Below are 16,945 nucleotides of genomic sequence, written 5' to 3' on the forward strand. Positions count from 1 at the left end.
CATGAAAGATGATAAGAATGGCCGAAAAGAAAGATACAAAAGAATTATGTGAATTAATTTGGATTGTGCTAAAAGATATGGAATTGCCAATATTGAAGGAATTACCTGAAAAACAACTAAAAAGGTTGATGCAAGAAGCTATGCTAGATGAAGATTATCGTTACAGTTATCGTAGAGGGATTGTTTGTATTCGTAACAACCAAATAGCGGGTGTTAGTTACGGATATAAAGGTGAATTAGAACCCTTTATTGATCAACCATTAACCAAAATAATGGGGGAATTATATCTTGAGAACAGCTTGTTATTTACAGATGAAGAGACCCAATCTGGGGAATGGTATCTAGATATTCTCGTAACAGAACCAACATTTCGCAGACAAGGTGTTGCAGTAGAACTATTATCTGCACTTCCTGATTTTGCTGAAGAACAAAATGAACCCATCATTGGGTTGAATTGTGATGAGGAAAATGGGCCAGCTAAACAATTATATGAAAAAATGGGTTATCAGAAAATTGGAGAACGAGTGATAAGCGGGCATCGTTATCATTACATGCAGTACACTTTGAAATAAAAAGAAGTGCAACATACGGGAAGAGGGAGTGGGAAAAAATCCCTCTCCCTCCTTTTTATTAAAATAATTTAGATGAATTGAATGGACTGTTCTTTTAGTCGTTTTGTTTTAACCGGCATTCTTGTTAACGTTAGATGATCGACAATGACTGCGATACACGAACAAACAGGAACATTCTTTTGCTGATTAATAGCTAAAGAATAAAAATCACCATAAGGTAAGTAGGCTTTTTCCATCTCCATTATTGTTTCTTGTCCGCGCTTAATCCAATAGTGGTTGTTGTCAAAATCACCTTTTATAACCCATTTTAAATGACTAACTTTGAAATAAGGCCCATTTATTCCCTGGTATTTTGTGATGGTAGCTACTTTATTACCAGCAACAAACAAATCAAATTTAGGGAATACCGATAAAATAGTTTGTTTTACTTCAACCAATAAATTGCCATCCATGGCATATAATGAAAGGCCATCGCCAATCCGACCCCATTTACCAACAATAAGATAAACATCTTTACCTGTTCCATCGGTAACGATTATTCTGTTTTTTATGGATACATAGTCTTGTTTCATATAAAGATGAATCATTTTACTCACCTCAATTTAGTATTTAACTGTTTTTATAGGAACAAATGGAACTATTTCTTTTTCTTTCTTCTTAATTATAACAAAAAAATGTCAAAAAACGAAGAGGTTAAAAAATAGTTCACTTACAAGAAATGAAAAAAAGAGTCGGGCCTACGACTTATCTGCTGAAAAGAACACATAAGTAATAGGTCAAACTCTTTGATTATTATCTGTTTGTATTATTAAAGACCTGATTTAAATCTTGGATTGCTTTGACTAATTCATCTAACTTATTTTCCATTCGCTGTAAAAGAAACCAAGCTACAAAGATAGGAAACCCAAGATTACCGATAACTTCCACAATTACAGACAGCCATTCTGAACTTGTTCCCATTAAAACTCTCCTTTCCTTATTCATTCGTTCTAAAAAGATAACGAAAGAGAAAGGTGAATCGTTACCTTTTAGTTATAAGTGATAAGGAGAACGGATTTAAAAGTAACCTCAAAAAAACCCCTAAAACGCCCTTTTAGCTCAAAAATAATTACTTCATATAAAAAAATGTGCTTTAGGATAGAAGCTAAAAAAAGAATGGATTTTGGATCATTCATCGCTTTTCTAGAAACCTACTAAATGGTCTGCTAAATGGGTAGTGTAGCGCTATTTTTACTGGAATGGACAAGTTGGAAAGAAAGTTTCTTAGACTTATCCATTTTCGTAAGATAAGATAACCGGTATTATCAAATCAGGGTGCGTAGCAAAGAAGAGTTAAGAATAAACGGTATAAGTTTCTACGCTAAAAACTTATATCTTCAATAGTTTGAAAATAGTGATGTAAAAAATGCTATAAATGATTCAGGAAATAAAAAAATTCTATCAACCGCTAGTTAGAGTGAAGGCGGTTGATAGAATACTTAGTTAGATAGTTTCTTGTTTAGACAAACGGTAGCCACTGTGGAAAACAGAGCCGATATATTGATTGTATTGGAATCCATTACGAATGGCTTCTGTAACAAAATCTTTTGCTTTCAGAATAGATTCTTCAACGCTTAAACCTTGCGCTAGACCAGCTGTTATGGCTGCGGCAAAAGTACAGCCTGCACCATGATTGTAAGCAGGAATCATTTTTTCGCTTTCTAATACAGTAAATGTTGAACCATCATAAAATAAATCAATCGCTTTATCGCCGGCTAAAGCTTTTCCACCTTTGATCACAACATTTTTTGCTCCAAGTCCATGAATCTTTACAGCTGCTTTTTTCATGTCCTCTAGAGTAGTTAAAATTCCTAGACCAGATAGTTTACCAGCTTCAAATAAGTTAGGAGTAACCACTGTTGCTAAGGGTGTTAATACATCACGTAACGCATTAGCATTTTCTGGATTTAAAACTTCATCGTCGCCTTTGCAAATCATTACTGGATCAATAACAATATTTTCCAAATGGTTATCTTTTATAGCTTTGGCAACGACGTTGATAATTTCTACGCTTGGTAACATCCCGGTTTTCATAGCCGCAATTTTATGATCGCTTGCGAAAATTGTTTTCAATTGAGCTTCTATTACTGGAATATCAATAGTTGTTACGCCATGACTCCAGTTGTTGTCAGGATCCATTGTAGCAATTGCTGTTAAAGCAGATAGCCCATAAGTACCGTATTCAGAAAATGTTTTAAGGTCTGCTTGTATTCCAGCACCACCGCTTGAGTCACTGCCTGCGATTGTTAAGGTTCTTTTAATGTCTATCATTCTTATTCCTCCTGAAATTCAATGACCCTTTGATACTAAGTCATGATAAGTAATCTTATTATACTGTTTTATACTATTTTATCAACTAACTAATTATCACACGAGTTGTTTAGCCATCTCATCATTGAGTGCTAATAGAATAGACTGAGCCACACCGTTTTCACTATTAGCAGATGTTAAATACTTGGCATGTGCTTTTACACCATCTTCTGCATTTTCAACAGCCACGCTGTAACCCGCTACTTTTAACATGGACACATCGTTAAAATTGTCGCCAAGAGCCATAATGTCATCAGTAGGAATTCCTAATACTTCTGCTGCCCGGGCTAATGCTAAGCCTTTTTGTGCTTTAATATCGTTAATCTCAATGTTATTAACAAAAGAAGCAGTGATTGCTAACTCACCCGTTGCTCCTAATTTTTCAGCTAGTGGTTCAAGAACTTTGGGTCCCGCTTCACTAAATGTAATGATTTTCAAAATTTCAACAGCATCATTATCTAGCAGTTCTTTATAATCAGCAACATAATTGATATTCATGATTTCTAAACGAGCGGCAGCTAAGACAACAGACATTTTAAAAGTTGTATCTGGGTTAGTCTTATAAATTAATGAAGCAACGGCTTCGATACGTTTAGCTTTATTATCTGAATAAATTCCTTGGGAAGTCGTCATTTCACAATAGAGACCTAATTCGTTGATTTTTTCCAAAATAGTTTGCACCGTTTTTTTACTTACACCAATATTTTCGATGACTTCGCCTTTTTCATTATACACCTGTGCACCATTAAGTGTAATTATTGGGCAAGAGATGCCAACTTCTTCGAGGAGAGGTTTAGCTTCCGTATACCCTCGTCCAGTAGCGACCATAAAATGAACCCCGTTTTCTTGAGCAGCCAAGATAGCTTTAGCATTAATTTCTGAGATAACCATTTTTTCATTTAATAGAGTTCCATCCATATCTGACGCAATGAGTTTAATCATGATTAAATTTCCTCCTAATTTCCGTTTTATCCTAATTTAGTTTACCATTTATTCGATGAAAAAAGTATCCATACCTATTATTTTTAAGTTAATCGTGAATGAGAAGGCTAACTAAAATACTTGTGTGAAAAGGCAAAATTTAGTACGATACAGACTAAAGCAGAATCAATGAGAGAAGGCTAAGATGTGTCGATATCAATTAAAAATGATTGGGCACCAATTTTAAATCAGCCCAATTTAGACTCAACATATAAAAAATTAGCATTATTTTTGGCAGAAGAATATCGGGATCAAACAATTTATCCGGAAAAAACTCACATCTGGCAAGCGTTTGAATGGACACCTTATCATAAAGTCCGAGTAGTTATATTGGGGCAAGATCCTTATCACGGACCTAATCAAGCTCATGGTCTTAGTTTTTCTGTAAATCCTGGTGTCAAAACGCCTCCCTCTTTAGTAAATATCTATAAAGAACTCGAAGCGGATTTAGGTTATATGCCAGTTAACCATGGATACTTAAAATCGTGGGCAGATCAAGGGGTGCTGTTATTGAACACTGTTTTGACTGTTCGTAAAGGGGAAGCTCATTCTCATCGGAAAAAAGGCTGGGAAGAGGTTACTGATCAAGTTATAAAAGCGTTAAATGAACGTGAAGAGCCAATCGTTTTTCTTTTATGGGGAAAACCGTCTATAAAGAAAAGAAATCTAATTAATGAAGATAAGCATATAGTCTTAACCGCTCCACATCCAAGCCCTCTATCAGCGTATCGTGGTTTTTTTGGATCGAAGCCTTTTTCAAAAGCAAACGAAGCATTAAAAAAAATGAAACAAGATCCGATTAACTGGCAACTCCCAGATGAAGTCTGAGTTTGAAACAGAACAATTGAAATGATTGGAACTGTACTAGTTTAAATGAATAGATTATGAGGAATTCAATTAAATAAGGTGTTTTCTTGAGAAACAGAGTGAAAAAACTGTTATTTCCTGTTGAGAAATAGTATGATAGGTAAGAAGTGAAAAAACACACAAAGTGGAGGGAATTAACGTGGAATTATTTGATAGTTTAAAATTTAATATTGTAAGAAAGAATATTCGTATTGTTTTTCCAGAAGGAACAGAACCTCGTATTATTGGAGCAGTTGTGCGTTTACAAGCAGAAGAACTCATTCAACCAGTCTTACTTGGTAACCCAGATGAAATTAAAAAAGTTGCTAAGAAGCGTGGATTTAATGTAGACAACATCGAAATTATTGACCCTAATAATTATGAAGCTACTGAAGAAATGATTACAGCTTTTGTAGATCGTCGTAAAGGAAAAGTGACTCCTGAACAAGCAAGAGAAATGGTTAAAGACGAAACTTATTTCGGTACTATGCTAACGTACATGGATAAAGTTGATGGATTAGTTAGTGGTTCAATCCATTCTACTGGTGATACAGTACGTCCAGCATTACAAATCATCAAAACAAAACCTGGTGTTAGTCGTACAAGTGGTGCGTTCATTATGTTACGTGGACGTGATAATGAAAAATATTTATTCTCAGATTGTGCCATTAATGTTAATCCTAATGCTCAAGAATTAGCAGAAATTGCTGTTGAAAGTGCAAAAACAGCTGAATTATTTGGTATCGCTCCTAAAGTTGCGATGTTGAGCTTTTCAACTAAAGGGTCAGCTAGCGCAGAAGAAGCAACTAAAGTTGCAGAGGCTACCAAAATTGCTCAAGAATTGGCTCCTCATTATGAAATAGATGGTGAGTTACAATTTGATGCGGCATACGTTGCATCTGTAGCAAAACAAAAATCACCTGATTCTAAAGTTGCTGGACAAGCGACTGTATTTGTTTTCCCAGAATTACAATCAGGAAATATCGGCTACAAAATTGCCCAACGTTTCGGCAACTTTGAAGCTATTGGACCAATTTTACAAGGATTAAACAAACCCATTTCTGACCTTTCGCGTGGGTGTAATGAAGAAGACGTATATAAACTAGCAATCATTACAGCTACACAAAGCTTAATGAACGAATAATCTATTCTTTAAGAGCAAAGTCTTTCAATGGCTTTGCTTTTTTATGTACTTAAGAATTATTTAATAAGCGTTGTATGTAACTTAAGTGAGAATGTTTGCGCTTACGAATGGAGATTCTTTATAATAGAATTAGAAAAGAAATGAAGGAGGCAATTATTATGAGAATAGGAATCATAGGTGCTACAGGAAAATCAGGTTCTTGTATCACTGCAGAAGCTCTTGACAGAAGTCATTTAGTCGTTCCGCTTGTCAGAAATGCTCGTAAATTGGAAGAACAAGACTGGGAAGTAGTAGAAAAAGACTTATTTGATTTGGCGTACACGGATATCGATGGATTAGATGTAGTAGTGGATGCTTTTAAATCAGCTCAAGGACGAGAAGAACTTCATCAAAAAAGTATCGAACACCTTATTTCTGTATTAAAAGGACATAAGAAACCACGATTAATCGTGGTAGGTGGATCAGGCAGCTTGATCGTAGATAGAGAAACAGGCATGCACCTATCTGAGACTGAAGATTTTCCTAGTATCTCAAAACCCACCGCTTATAATATGGAAAAAGCGTTAGAAACATTGGAAGATACGACAGATGTAAACTGGACTTATATAAGCCCTTCAAAGTTTTTTGTACCAAAGGGTACTCGAACAGGTGGTTATCAGCTAGGAACGGACTTTCTTTTGACCAATCATTTAGGACAGAGTGAAATTAGTTATGCAGATTATGCCATTGCAGTAGTTGATGAAATTGAAAATAGAGCTTTTGAAGGCAGAAGAATTACGGTTTGTAGTAAATGATTACTAGATGAACTGAATTAAAAGAACATTCCATTAAATGCTAAATAATAGCAGCTTTTTAGTGGAATGTTTTCGCTTTTTTAAGATTCATCCATTACAATGATAGAGATACGACAATAAGAAAAGAAAACACATAGATAAGAGGGATTAGGTTGGAAAAACTTCATGCAAACAATGAATTAGAAACAAAAAAACTTGCAGCTGAATTAGCAAAATGGTTAGAACCTGGCGATTTGATTCTTTTAGAAGGAGATTTGGGAGCAGGGAAAACGACCTTTACTAAAGGTTTAGCGACTGGTTTAGGAATTAAAAGGGTCGTTAAAAGTCCAACTTATACCATCATTCGTGAATACTTAGACGGCAGATTACCACTTTATCACATGGATGTTTATCGCTTAGAAGAAACGGGTGGTACGGATTTGGGGTTAGAAGAATATTTTGAAGGAGAAGGGATTTCAATTGTCGAATGGGCTAAGTTTATTCCAGAAGATTTACCTACAGAGTATCTACAAGTTAACCTTCAACCATCAGGAGAAGACTTAATGGAAAGAGACCTCATGTTTAACGCAGTTGGGCAACACTACAATGAGTTACTCAATAACTTTTTTAAAAATCAGTAAAAAAAATAGAACCATCGACAGTTTAAAACAGCGACGGATCTATAAGGTAGTTGATTTTTGGATTAAATGTGTTTAACAAGTTTTTTTAGAGGATCGGTACCGAAATGATTTTCTAAATAGAGTAGAATTTCAGCACTCGCGTTGCTATCATCCAAAGCATGATGGTGATTTTCTAATTTAATGCCTAAATGAGCAGAGACAGTGTTTAATTTATGATTAGGAAGTTCAGTAAGGAGTTTACGACTGGATTGAACAGTGCAAAGTGTCTGGAAATGGGGTTGTTCAATCTGGTAATAATCAAGAGTTCCTTGTAAAACACCTCGATCGAATGGGAGGTTATGAGCAACAATTAACTTGTTTTCTTTAAAACAAGGTTTAATGTCTTCCCAAACACGAGCAAAGCTAGGTGCATGACGAACGTCTTCTGGATGGATGCCATGCACTTGGATGTTTCGCCAAAAGAACTCTGTTTCTGGTTTAATTAATGTATAGTAATGATCAACAATACGACTATTTTTAACAATAGTTAACGCAACAGAGCAAGCGCTGTGACGTTGGTGGTTTGCTGTTTCAAAATCTAATGCAACAAAATTCATTATTTACCTCCTCAAACGGATAGTCATTTAATAGTATAATCGTTTTTAGTTAAAAAGGCTAATTTCCGGTGCAACACGATAAAGATAAAAAAGAAGTCCTTGTTAGTTGGAAAAGAAGTTAGACACTTTTTCCCAACTGCAACAAGGCTTCTTTTTTTATTAAGCTCTTTTACGAATAACTAGTTTAGTCAATTCCATTAAAATGACTGCTCCAACAGCTAATCCAGCTGAAATTCCCCATTGAACCCAACCAAAATCAGTAGGGATAGCGAAAAATCCGCGAATACCAGGAATAACAGTTAAGCCATATAAAGTAAAACAAAAAATAACAGCAAGGATAACGTATATATTAGAAAAGAATCCTGCTCCAATAGAAGTTTGTGAATTAGAACGAGCAGGGAACGTTTGCAAGGTACGTGCTAATATTAAAGTCGTAAAGGCCATTGCGACACTCATTTCATTCGAGTATCCTAACCCGATGTATTGAGAGATAATAACAGCAATACCGATAAGTGTTCCCCGATAAAGAACAGAAATAAGTGTTTGTCCGGCAAAAATACCTTCGTTCGGATCTCTTGGTTTACGCAACATAACGTCCGGTTCACCTTTTTCCATACCTAATGCAATCGCTGGAACAGAGTCGTTGACTAGATTAATGAATAAGAGTTGTAAAGCAGTGAATGGATTGACCCAGTTCATTATTAACGCGACGATAATAGCAATAATGGCTCCTAGATTGCCAGCGAATAGATAAGCAATAGCCTTTTTGATGTTGTCATAGACGTTACGTCCTACTTCAACAGCACTAATGATAGAAACGAAATTGTCATCGGTTAAAACCATAGCAGCAGCATCTTTAGCTACATCTGTTCCACTACCCATGGCAATACCGATATCCGCTTGTTTTAGAGCAGGTGCATCGTTGACACCATCACCAGTCATAGCGGAAACTTTGTCTTTATTTTGCCATGCACGTACAATTCTGATTTTGTTTTCAGGTGAAACACGAGCATAGACAGAAATTTGTTCCAATTGAGCGTTTAATTCATCTTCTGTTAACGCGTCTAGTTCTTGACCGGTTAAAGCAATATCGCCTTCTTTTGAAATTCCAATATCACGTGCGATTGCTTGTGCAGTCGTTTTGTGGTCACCTGTAATCATAACGGTCTTAATGCCGGCTTTTTTGGCTTCATCAACAGCTCCGTAGACAGCCTCACGAGGAGGGTCAATCATAGCCATAATACCAACTAGAATTAAATCATTTTCATCTTCAAATTGGATAGTATGGTTAATAGCAATCGGTTTATAAGCAAATGCTAGCACGCGCAATGCACGATCTGAAAAGGCTTCGTTTTTGTCTTCTATTATTTTTAACCGTTCTTCAGTTAATGGAAGAACTTCTCCATTTATTAAAACTTTCGTACTGCGTTCAAAAATAACGTCTGGTCCACCTTTAGTCAGCATGACTGCTTCATTGTCAATCGTATGAACAGTGGACATCAATTTTCGATCAGAATCAAAAGGTAATTCAGCAACACGTGGATAGTGCGTTCGTAAATCTTCATATGGTTGATTTACTTTGTTGCTAAAAGATACCATAGCGACTTCAGTGGGGTCGCCTAATTCTTGTCCGGTTTCATTGATAGTAGAGTCATTGGCCAACACAGCAACTTGCATAAGGCGTTTTTCGTCAAATGTCCATGTCTCCGGTTTGTCGTTAAAGGGAGAAGACTGACCATTTAATAAAAAGTAATCAACAATAGTCATTTTATTTTGCGTCAATGTTCCCGTTTTATCTGTACAGATAACGCTTGTTGCACCTAATGTTTCTACAGCAGGCAATTTACGGATGATGGCGTGACGCTTAGCCATTTTATTCGTGCCCATTGAAAGAACGATTGTAACAATAGATTGTAACGCTTCAGGAATAGCAGCAACAGCTACAGCCACGGCAAACATAAAGGCATTTAGTAAGTCAACGCTAATATTAGCGGTACCACCAAAGTAAATACGGGCGGCTTCAATAACGAAAATGAGAATAGAGAGGATCAAAATACCAATTCCAAGTTGTTTGCTAAATTGATCTAGTTTTTTCTGTAGAGGTGTCTGTTTTGTCATTGCATTTTCAAGCAAATTCGCAACTTGCCCAATTTCAGTTTGGTTTCCTGTGGCAGTGATAACGAATACACCACGTCCATAGACGACTAATGTTCCACTATGAACCATGTTAGCGCGATCTCCAATAGGGACAGTGTTTGAAAGTGTAGTGATATCTTTGTCGGCCGGAACAGATTCACCAGTCAGCATGCCTTCGTCAATTTTCAATGATCCAGCTTCAATTAAGCGACCGTCAGCAGGGACATAGTCTCCAGCATCCAAAACGACTATATCACCAGGGACTAATTCATTTGCGGGTATAGTTATTTTTTCACCATTCCGAATGAGTTTAGCTATCGGAGCTGACATATTTTTTAAAGCATCCAAGGATCCCTCAGCTTTTTTTGTTTGAACCACACTAACAATTGAATTAATCATTAAAACAGCAAAAATAATGAGAGATTCAACTACAGAGCCCATTAAAATTTGAACAACGGCTACGATTAATAAGACAACAACCATGGCATCTTTAAATGTTTCTAGAAAAAGCTTTAAGACCGAGTCCTTTTTTACCGATTTCAGTTCATTGGTACCATGTTTTTCAAGGCGGGTTTTAACTTCCGTATCTGTTAACCCATTTGTTGTAGTATTTAATTCTGATAAAACGATCTTTTGCTCTTTTTGATAATATTCCATAAATGACACTCCTTAATAAGTATGATGTGAATCATTTGCTATTGCGACTAGATATTGGCTTATCGGTTTAATACTAGAAAAAACCCAATAGATTGTATACATTAACCGATACGAGAATACCCCCTTAAATTTTTTAAGAAAAATGATAAAAAAAGAGACTTATGCAGAATTATTTCTTTACAGAAACAATGTGCATAAGTCTCACCGTTTAAGACAACACCAGTAAATTTTGCGAATTTACTTGTTGGTGATGTTGCCACAGCAAATGCTGCCAGTTACTCCCTTATGTATAAAAATAGGTAGCTTACCTTTTTCTTCTTACACAGTATATAATTTATTTTTTTATATTGCAATTAAAACCACTATTTTTTAGCTTTTTTATAAAATGATTAAATAAGAAGCAATCAATTTCTTGTATTCGCTTCCGTTAAAATGTATACTTGTTTTAAAGTTAATGTATAGACAAATTAACAAATGGAGTAAATTGAAAAGGAGAGAATAAATATGAATTATCCATTCCCAGAAAATTTTTGGTGGGGTTCAGCAGCTAGCGGTCCGCAAACGGAAGGTATTTACCAAGGTGACAATAAAGGACAAAACATCTGGGACCATTGGTATGAAACAGAACCTGAAAAGTTTTTTAATCAAGTAGGACCAGAAAAAACATCTCGTTTCTACAAAAAGTATCAAGAAGATATTCAGTTAATGAAACAAACTGGACATAATAGCTTTAGAACCTCTATTCAATGGAGTCGATTGTTTCCAGATGAAACGGGAAAACTAAATCAAGTGGGAGTCGATTTTTATAATGCAGTAATTGATGAGTTGCTTGCGAATGATATCGAACCGTTTATAAACTTGTATCATTTTGATATGCCAATGTGGCTGCAAGAGAAAGGCGGTTGGTTAAATCGTGAGACAGTAGAGGCGTATACTCTATTCGCCAAGACTTGTTTCGAGTTGTTTGGCGATCGCGTAAAAAAATGGTTTACTCACAATGAACCCATTGTACCCGTTGAAGGAGGTTATCTCTATCAATTCCATTACCCAAATGAAGTGAATATGAAACACGCTGTTCAAGTAGCTTATCACGAAGTTCTTGCAAGTGCGAAAGCCATAAAAAAATATCGTGAAATGAAACTTGATGGTGAGATTGGTATTATTTTAAATCTTACACCGAGCTATCCGCGTGATGAAAATAATCCTGAAGATGTCAAAGCTGCTTCAATTGCAGATGCATTTTTTAATCGCTCTTTTCTTGATTCAGCTGTAAAAGGAGAATTTCCAAAAGACTTAGTAGATTTATTGCGTGACATTAATCATCTACCTGAAACTGAGTCAGGAGATTTAACGATTATTAAAAAAAATACCGTAGATTTATTAGGTGTGAATTACTATCAACCAAGAAGAATCAAAGCAAAAGAGTCTTCTAGTAAATTGGCAGAGGATCCAATGCCGGATGATTATTTCGATAATTATATTATGCCAGGACGTAAAATGAATCCTTATCGAGGATGGGAAATTTACGAAAAAGGAATTTATGATCTATTAACGAATTTACGAGAAAATTATGGGAACATTCGTTGTTTCATTTCTGAAAACGGAATGGGCGTTGAAAATGAAGAACGTTACATCAATGAAGAGGGTTTAATAGAAGATGATTACCGCATTGAATTTATCAAAAATCATTTAGTCTTTGTTCATCAAGCTATTCAAGAGGGAAGTAATGTACAAGGGTACCACATGTGGACTTGTATGGATAATTGGTCATGGATGAATGCCTATAAGAATCGCTATGGTTTCATTGCTGTTGATTTAGCTCAAGAAGGAAAAAGAACGATTAAAAAAAGTGGTCATTGGTTTAAAGAAATGACAAGTCAAAATGGATTTTAAGTTCAATAACTAAAATAGACAACAAAATCCCGGTTGCGTTTATGCTCAATCGGAATTTTGTTGTTTATTCATTGTTTAGAATGAATAAACATCTAATAGGCAGCTAACAGAATATAAAAAGTAAGTGTATCTATCTTAATTTATATAAAAGATAAGTTATTATAATTAAAAGGCTAGACATTTAAAAAGATAAATGGTATTCTTTAATTGTAATCGATTTCAAGATAAGAACAGCTGATTAAGACTAGGCCGGTTATCAGTCAGCAAAAAACACAGAAAAGAGGAAATATCAATGAATGGATTTATTGATAAATTAGGCGAAAAATTAATGCCGATTGCTGGAAAACTGGGTGAAAATCGTTACCTTAAAGTTTTACGTGATGCATTTATGCTTGCTTTTCCAATCACTATGTTTGGATCAATTGTAGTTGTATTAAATAACTTGCCATTTTTCAGTGATGCAACAAAAGGTACTTTAGGAAACTTGTTTGGAAATGGACAAAACGCAACGATGTCGATTATGACCATTTTTGTCACGTTTGGTATCGGATATTACTTAAGTAAATCGTACGATGTTGAAGGTATTTTTGGTGGAGCAGTTTCATTAGCTTCTTACTTGATTTTGACACCGTTCTCAATGTTAAGTGAGTCAGGAGAAACAGTAACTGGTGTGTTAGCGCTAGATCGTCTAGGTGCAAAGGGGATGTTTATCGGTATGATTGCAGCATTTGTTGCAGCAGAAATTTATACACGAATTATAAAAAAAGGCATCGTCATTAAAATGCCCGATGGTGTTCCGCCGGCAGTTGCAAATTCATTTGTAGCCTTATTACCTGCTATTATTACATTAACAACTTTTTTATTAATTAATGCAGTAGTTATTGGATTCTTTAATACAAACCTACATGATGTTGTTTACACGGCTATTCAACAACCACTTACAGCTCTTGGTAGTGGATTACCGGCTACATTGATTGCAGTATTCTTAGTTCAATTCCTATGGTTCTTTGGATTACATGGTCAAATTATTGTTAACTCAGTAATGGATCCTATCTGGAACACGTTAGCTTTAGAAAACCTTGATGCTTATAAAGCAGGTGAAGCTTTACCACATATTGTAACGAAACCATTTATAGAAATTTATACGGTTGGTATGGGCGGATCAGGAAGTACGTTGATTGTTGTTTTATTATTAGCTTTTGTTATGAAAAGCAGACAAAATAAAGATATCGGTCGCTTAGCTTTAGGACCTGCACTCTTTAACGTAAATGAACCATTGATTTTCGGTATGCCTTTAGTATTAAACGCTTCAATTTTTATTCCTTGGATTCTTGCTCCATTAGTAACAACAGCATTCAACTATACTGTAATGGCTGCAGGAATATTCCCAATCCCAACTGGAATAATAGTACCATGGACAATACCTGTTGTTATTAATGGTATTATGGCTACAAGCTCATTTATGGGTGGATTGCTTCAAATTATAGATATGGCCCTTATCGGAGTAATTTGGTTCCCATTCTTGAAATTAGTTGATCGCGCTAATTTAAATCAAATAAAAATGAGTGAGCCTGAACGAGCTTAAGCTAAAAAAACGACTAATCATTTGTGATTGGTCGTTTTTTTGTGTGAAAGTGAAAATGAATTAAAAGAAAACGCTAAAATAATAATAAAGCATCGTTAAAAAGACTAGTCTTTTTAAGACATCTGAGGTATGATATTCATGATGTATAGGAGGTGCGCAAATGGTAAAATACGAAACCATTGCTAATGAAATAAGAAAAAGAATAGTAAAAGGGACGTACCCAATTGAGTCGCTTATTCCTGATCAAATAAGCTTAGCAAAAGAATTTGAAGTTAGCCGGATGACGATGAAAAAAGCTTTAGATATCCTTGCAATGGAGGGTTTGATTTATCGACAGCGTGGTTCCGGGACGTATGTAATGAAAACGGCACTATTGAATCAAAAAGATTCAGCTGTGAATGAATACGAAGGTTTAACTAAACAATTGAATGGACAAAAAGTTACTAGTAAAGTTATTGAATTTAATGTGGAATTTCCATCAGAGGAGATTATGAAACATTTAATGATAAAAAAAAATCAGCCGGTTTATAATTTGATTAGATTGCGTATTGTTAATGGCAACCCTTATGTATTAGAGCATACGTATATGCCAATTGATTTAGCAGTAGGGTTAACGGAAGAGATTTTAGAACAGTCTATTTATCGGTATATTCATGAAGAATTGGACTTGCATTTTGGTGGAGCTTTTAGAAAGATTCATGCAGATAAGTCATCTAAATATGATCAAGAATACCTTGATTGTAAAGTAAATGATCCAGTATTAGAAGTAGAGCAAGTGGTTTATTTAAAGGATGGACGCCCATTCGAATATTCTCGGAGTCGTCATCGTTATGATACGCGTAGCTACACGATTTCAGACATTAATAAAAGCAATTAATCAAAAAAAGCATCCTAACCTATGTTCAGTAGGATTAAGATGCTTTACCTATTTATTTTAAAATTAATTCGACTGGACAATGATCAGAACCCATAATTTCTGAGTGAATTTTTACATTTTCCAATTGATTTTCAAGCCGCTTCGAAATACAAAAATAATCTATTCTCCAACCAGCATTATTTTTACGTGCATGGAAACGATAATTCCACCAAGAATAAGCGCCTTCTTCTGTAGGATAAAAATAACGAAAAGTATCTAGAAAGCCTTTATCAAGTAAAGAGGTAAAGTTAGCTCGTTCTTCATCAGTAAATCCTGCACTCTTATGGTTTTTTTTCCAGTTTTTTAAATCACTATTTTTGTGGGCAACATTTAAATCCCCGCAAAAAATAACGGGCTTTTCACGGTCTAGTTTAGCTAGATAATCAGTGAAATCACGATCCCATGTCATTCGATAGTCTAAACCGGCTAGATTGCTTTGCGAATTGGGAGTATAGCAAGTAACGACATAATATTCAGGATAGCTAAGTGTGATTACTCGTCCTTGTTTATCATGTTCTTCCTTGTTGATGCCATAAGAGACACTTAGTGGTTCGTATTTAGTGAAAATAGCCGTTCCAGAATAGCCCTTTTTTTCTGCATAGTTCCAGTAATCATAATAACCAGGCAATATTAAGTCAATTTGACCTTCTTGCAATTTAGTTTCTTGCAAACAAAAAAAGTCTGCATCGAGTTCTTCGAAGATATCAATAAATCCTTTTTTTACAATAGCACGTAGACCATTTACATTCCATGAAATAAATTTCATTAGTAGTGAGCTCCTTTCAAATAAACTTTCATTTTTATTGTACATGATGGAACAAAAATAGTACATTTAGGTGGAGCACTTATTTATAAATCAGTCAATATTCTTAATAAACATTCAAATAGTGAAAAGAAATGAGGCGTAATAATGTTAAAAGTTGGAATAATTGGATTAGGTGGAATTGCACAAAAAGCTTATTTACCTATCGATATGGCGATGCAAGGCAAAGTGGAGTGGCATCTTTATACCCGTAACCAAGAAAAGCTTCAAGTTATTGGAAACCAATACAATAACGTTAATCTCCATTATTCTATAGAAGCGCTAATTGAAAGTGGCATAGAGGCAGCTTTTGTTCACACAGCAACACATACACATGCTCTAATTGTTAAACAATTAATAGAAAAAGGAATCCATGTTTATGTAGATAAGCCTATAAGTGAAAATTTAAAAGAAGTAGAAGAATTAATTCAACTAGCCAAACAAAAAAACGTATTGCTTACAGCAGGATTCAATCGACGATTTGCTCCAATGATCCAAAAACTAAAAGCTGTCCCAGATAAAAATATGGTGTTTATTCAAAAAACAAAACCAAATAGTACAGGAACGGTAAAGTTTGCCATTTATGACATGTTTATTCATGTATTAGATACAGCTTTATACCTATTAGATGACCCAATCACCGATATGTCTTTTAGTGTGAATGAAAAAGATGGGAATTTAAACAATTGTGTGGTTCATTTAACAACTAAAAATACCACTTGCGTAGCGTCAATGAATTATGTTTCTGGAGCTAACCGTGAATCTGTTGAGGTTCATTCGCCTACTGGGATGCACCGAGTCATTAATTTAGCGGAATACCAAAGTGATGCTAATGGTGCACAGCTTATTCAATCCTTTGGCGACTGGGAGCCGACGCTTGAAAAAAGAGGTTTTGCACCACTAATCCGATTATTCTTGGCCGCTGTTGAGTCGGGTGAGAACCCAGTCTCGACTCAATCGACTTTAATATCCCATCAACTGTGTGATAAAATTGTTGAAAATAAATGAAGAAGGCCATCTAAGGAAATACAAAAAAACACCTTATTATTTAGTA

The 16,945-nt window shown here is 35.2% G+C and carries 16 protein-coding genes; 9 read left to right on the plus strand and 7 right to left on the minus strand.

All coding sequences use genetic code 11. The annotated features are described in order from the left end of the window. Positions 1–8 precede the first annotated feature (8 nt). On the plus strand, positions 9–572 hold the full coding sequence (locus tag BR44_RS09910) for a GNAT family N-acetyltransferase (RefSeq protein ID WP_034552359.1): 564 nt from the start codon (positions 9–11) through the stop codon (positions 570–572). 68 nt (positions 573–640) lie between these two features. On the opposite strand, the gene BR44_RS09915 is transcribed toward BR44_RS09910, so the two are convergent. The 4 genes from BR44_RS09915 to BR44_RS09930 form a co-directional block, all read right to left on the minus strand. Further along, a complete protein-coding gene (locus tag BR44_RS09915) occupies positions 641–1,159 on the minus strand; it encodes an LURP-one-related/scramblase family protein (RefSeq protein ID WP_034552361.1) in 519 nt (172 codons plus the stop codon). A gap of 205 nt (positions 1,160–1,364) precedes the next feature. Beyond that, positions 1,365–1,532: a YvrJ family protein gene (locus BR44_RS09920; RefSeq protein WP_156954953.1), complete on the minus strand. Its 168-nt coding sequence runs from the start codon at positions 1,530–1,532 to the stop codon at positions 1,365–1,367. Positions 1,533–2,054: 522 nt separating this feature from the next. Beyond that, the gene (thiD, locus tag BR44_RS09925) at positions 2,055–2,882 is read right to left on the minus strand and encodes a bifunctional hydroxymethylpyrimidine kinase/phosphomethylpyrimidine kinase (RefSeq protein ID WP_084676135.1); all 828 of its coding nucleotides are present in this window, start codon (positions 2,880–2,882) and stop codon (positions 2,055–2,057) included. 96 nt (positions 2,883–2,978) lie between these two features. Beyond that, positions 2,979–3,863: a Cof-type HAD-IIB family hydrolase gene (locus BR44_RS09930; RefSeq protein WP_034552365.1), complete on the minus strand. Its 885-nt coding sequence runs from the start codon at positions 3,861–3,863 to the stop codon at positions 2,979–2,981. A gap of 186 nt (positions 3,864–4,049) precedes the next feature. On the opposite strand from BR44_RS09930, the gene BR44_RS09935 reads away from it, so the two are divergent. From BR44_RS09935 to tsaE, 4 genes are all read left to right on the plus strand, one after another. Next, entirely contained in the window at positions 4,050–4,730 is a 681-nt protein-coding gene (locus BR44_RS09935) for a uracil-DNA glycosylase (RefSeq protein ID WP_051912688.1), read from the plus strand. A gap of 178 nt (positions 4,731–4,908) precedes the next feature. After that, entirely contained in the window at positions 4,909–5,892 is a 984-nt protein-coding gene (gene pta, locus BR44_RS09940; RefSeq protein ID WP_034552367.1) for a phosphate acetyltransferase, read from the plus strand. Positions 5,893–6,050: 158 nt separating this feature from the next. Beyond that, positions 6,051–6,686, plus strand: a complete 636-nt coding sequence (locus tag BR44_RS09945) for an NAD(P)-dependent oxidoreductase (RefSeq protein WP_034552369.1) — start codon at positions 6,051–6,053, stop codon at positions 6,684–6,686. Between the two features lie 152 nt (positions 6,687–6,838). Continuing rightward, on the plus strand, positions 6,839–7,306 hold the full coding sequence (gene tsaE, locus BR44_RS09950; RefSeq protein WP_034552371.1) for a tRNA (adenosine(37)-N6)-threonylcarbamoyltransferase complex ATPase subunit type 1 TsaE: 468 nt from the start codon (positions 6,839–6,841) through the stop codon (positions 7,304–7,306). Positions 7,307–7,368: 62 nt separating this feature from the next. Here tsaE and BR44_RS09955 read toward each other — a convergent pair whose 3' ends face one another. Further along, positions 7,369–7,902, minus strand: a complete 534-nt coding sequence (locus BR44_RS09955; protein ID WP_034552373.1) for a 3'-5' exonuclease — start codon at positions 7,900–7,902, stop codon at positions 7,369–7,371. Positions 7,903–8,061: 159 nt separating this feature from the next. Further along, positions 8,062–10,695, minus strand: coding sequence for a cation-translocating P-type ATPase (locus tag BR44_RS09960; protein WP_034552376.1), 2,634 nt, complete (start codon positions 10,693–10,695; stop codon positions 8,062–8,064). 504 nt (positions 10,696–11,199) lie between these two features. Between BR44_RS09960 and BR44_RS09965 the strand changes: the two genes are divergently transcribed. The 3 genes from BR44_RS09965 to BR44_RS09975 all read left to right on the plus strand — a co-directional run bounded on the left by BR44_RS09965 (position 11,200) and on the right by BR44_RS09975 (position 15,050). After that, a complete protein-coding gene (locus BR44_RS09965; RefSeq protein ID WP_034552378.1) occupies positions 11,200–12,588 on the plus strand; it encodes a glycoside hydrolase family 1 protein in 1,389 nt (462 codons plus the stop codon). Between the two features lie 292 nt (positions 12,589–12,880). Next, the gene (gene celB / locus BR44_RS09970) at positions 12,881–14,173 is read left to right on the plus strand and encodes a PTS cellobiose transporter subunit IIC (protein ID WP_034552381.1); all 1,293 of its coding nucleotides are present in this window, start codon (positions 12,881–12,883) and stop codon (positions 14,171–14,173) included. 160 nt (positions 14,174–14,333) lie between these two features. After that, positions 14,334–15,050, plus strand: coding sequence for a GntR family transcriptional regulator (locus BR44_RS09975; protein WP_034552384.1), 717 nt, complete (start codon positions 14,334–14,336; stop codon positions 15,048–15,050). Positions 15,051–15,102: 52 nt separating this feature from the next. On the opposite strand, the gene BR44_RS09980 is transcribed toward BR44_RS09975, so the two are convergent. Further along, a complete protein-coding gene (locus BR44_RS09980; RefSeq protein ID WP_034552386.1) occupies positions 15,103–15,855 on the minus strand; it encodes an exodeoxyribonuclease III in 753 nt (250 codons plus the stop codon). Positions 15,856–15,999: 144 nt separating this feature from the next. On the opposite strand from BR44_RS09980, the gene BR44_RS09985 reads away from it, so the two are divergent. Next, complete coding sequence (locus BR44_RS09985) at positions 16,000–16,899, plus strand: Gfo/Idh/MocA family protein (RefSeq protein ID WP_034552388.1); 900 nt, start codon at positions 16,000–16,002, stop codon at positions 16,897–16,899. Positions 16,900–16,945: the final 46 nt, after the last annotated feature.

The organism is Carnobacterium funditum DSM 5970, from assembly GCF_000744185.1.
Taxonomy (GTDB): domain Bacteria; phylum Bacillota; class Bacilli; order Lactobacillales; family Carnobacteriaceae; genus Carnobacterium_A; species Carnobacterium_A funditum.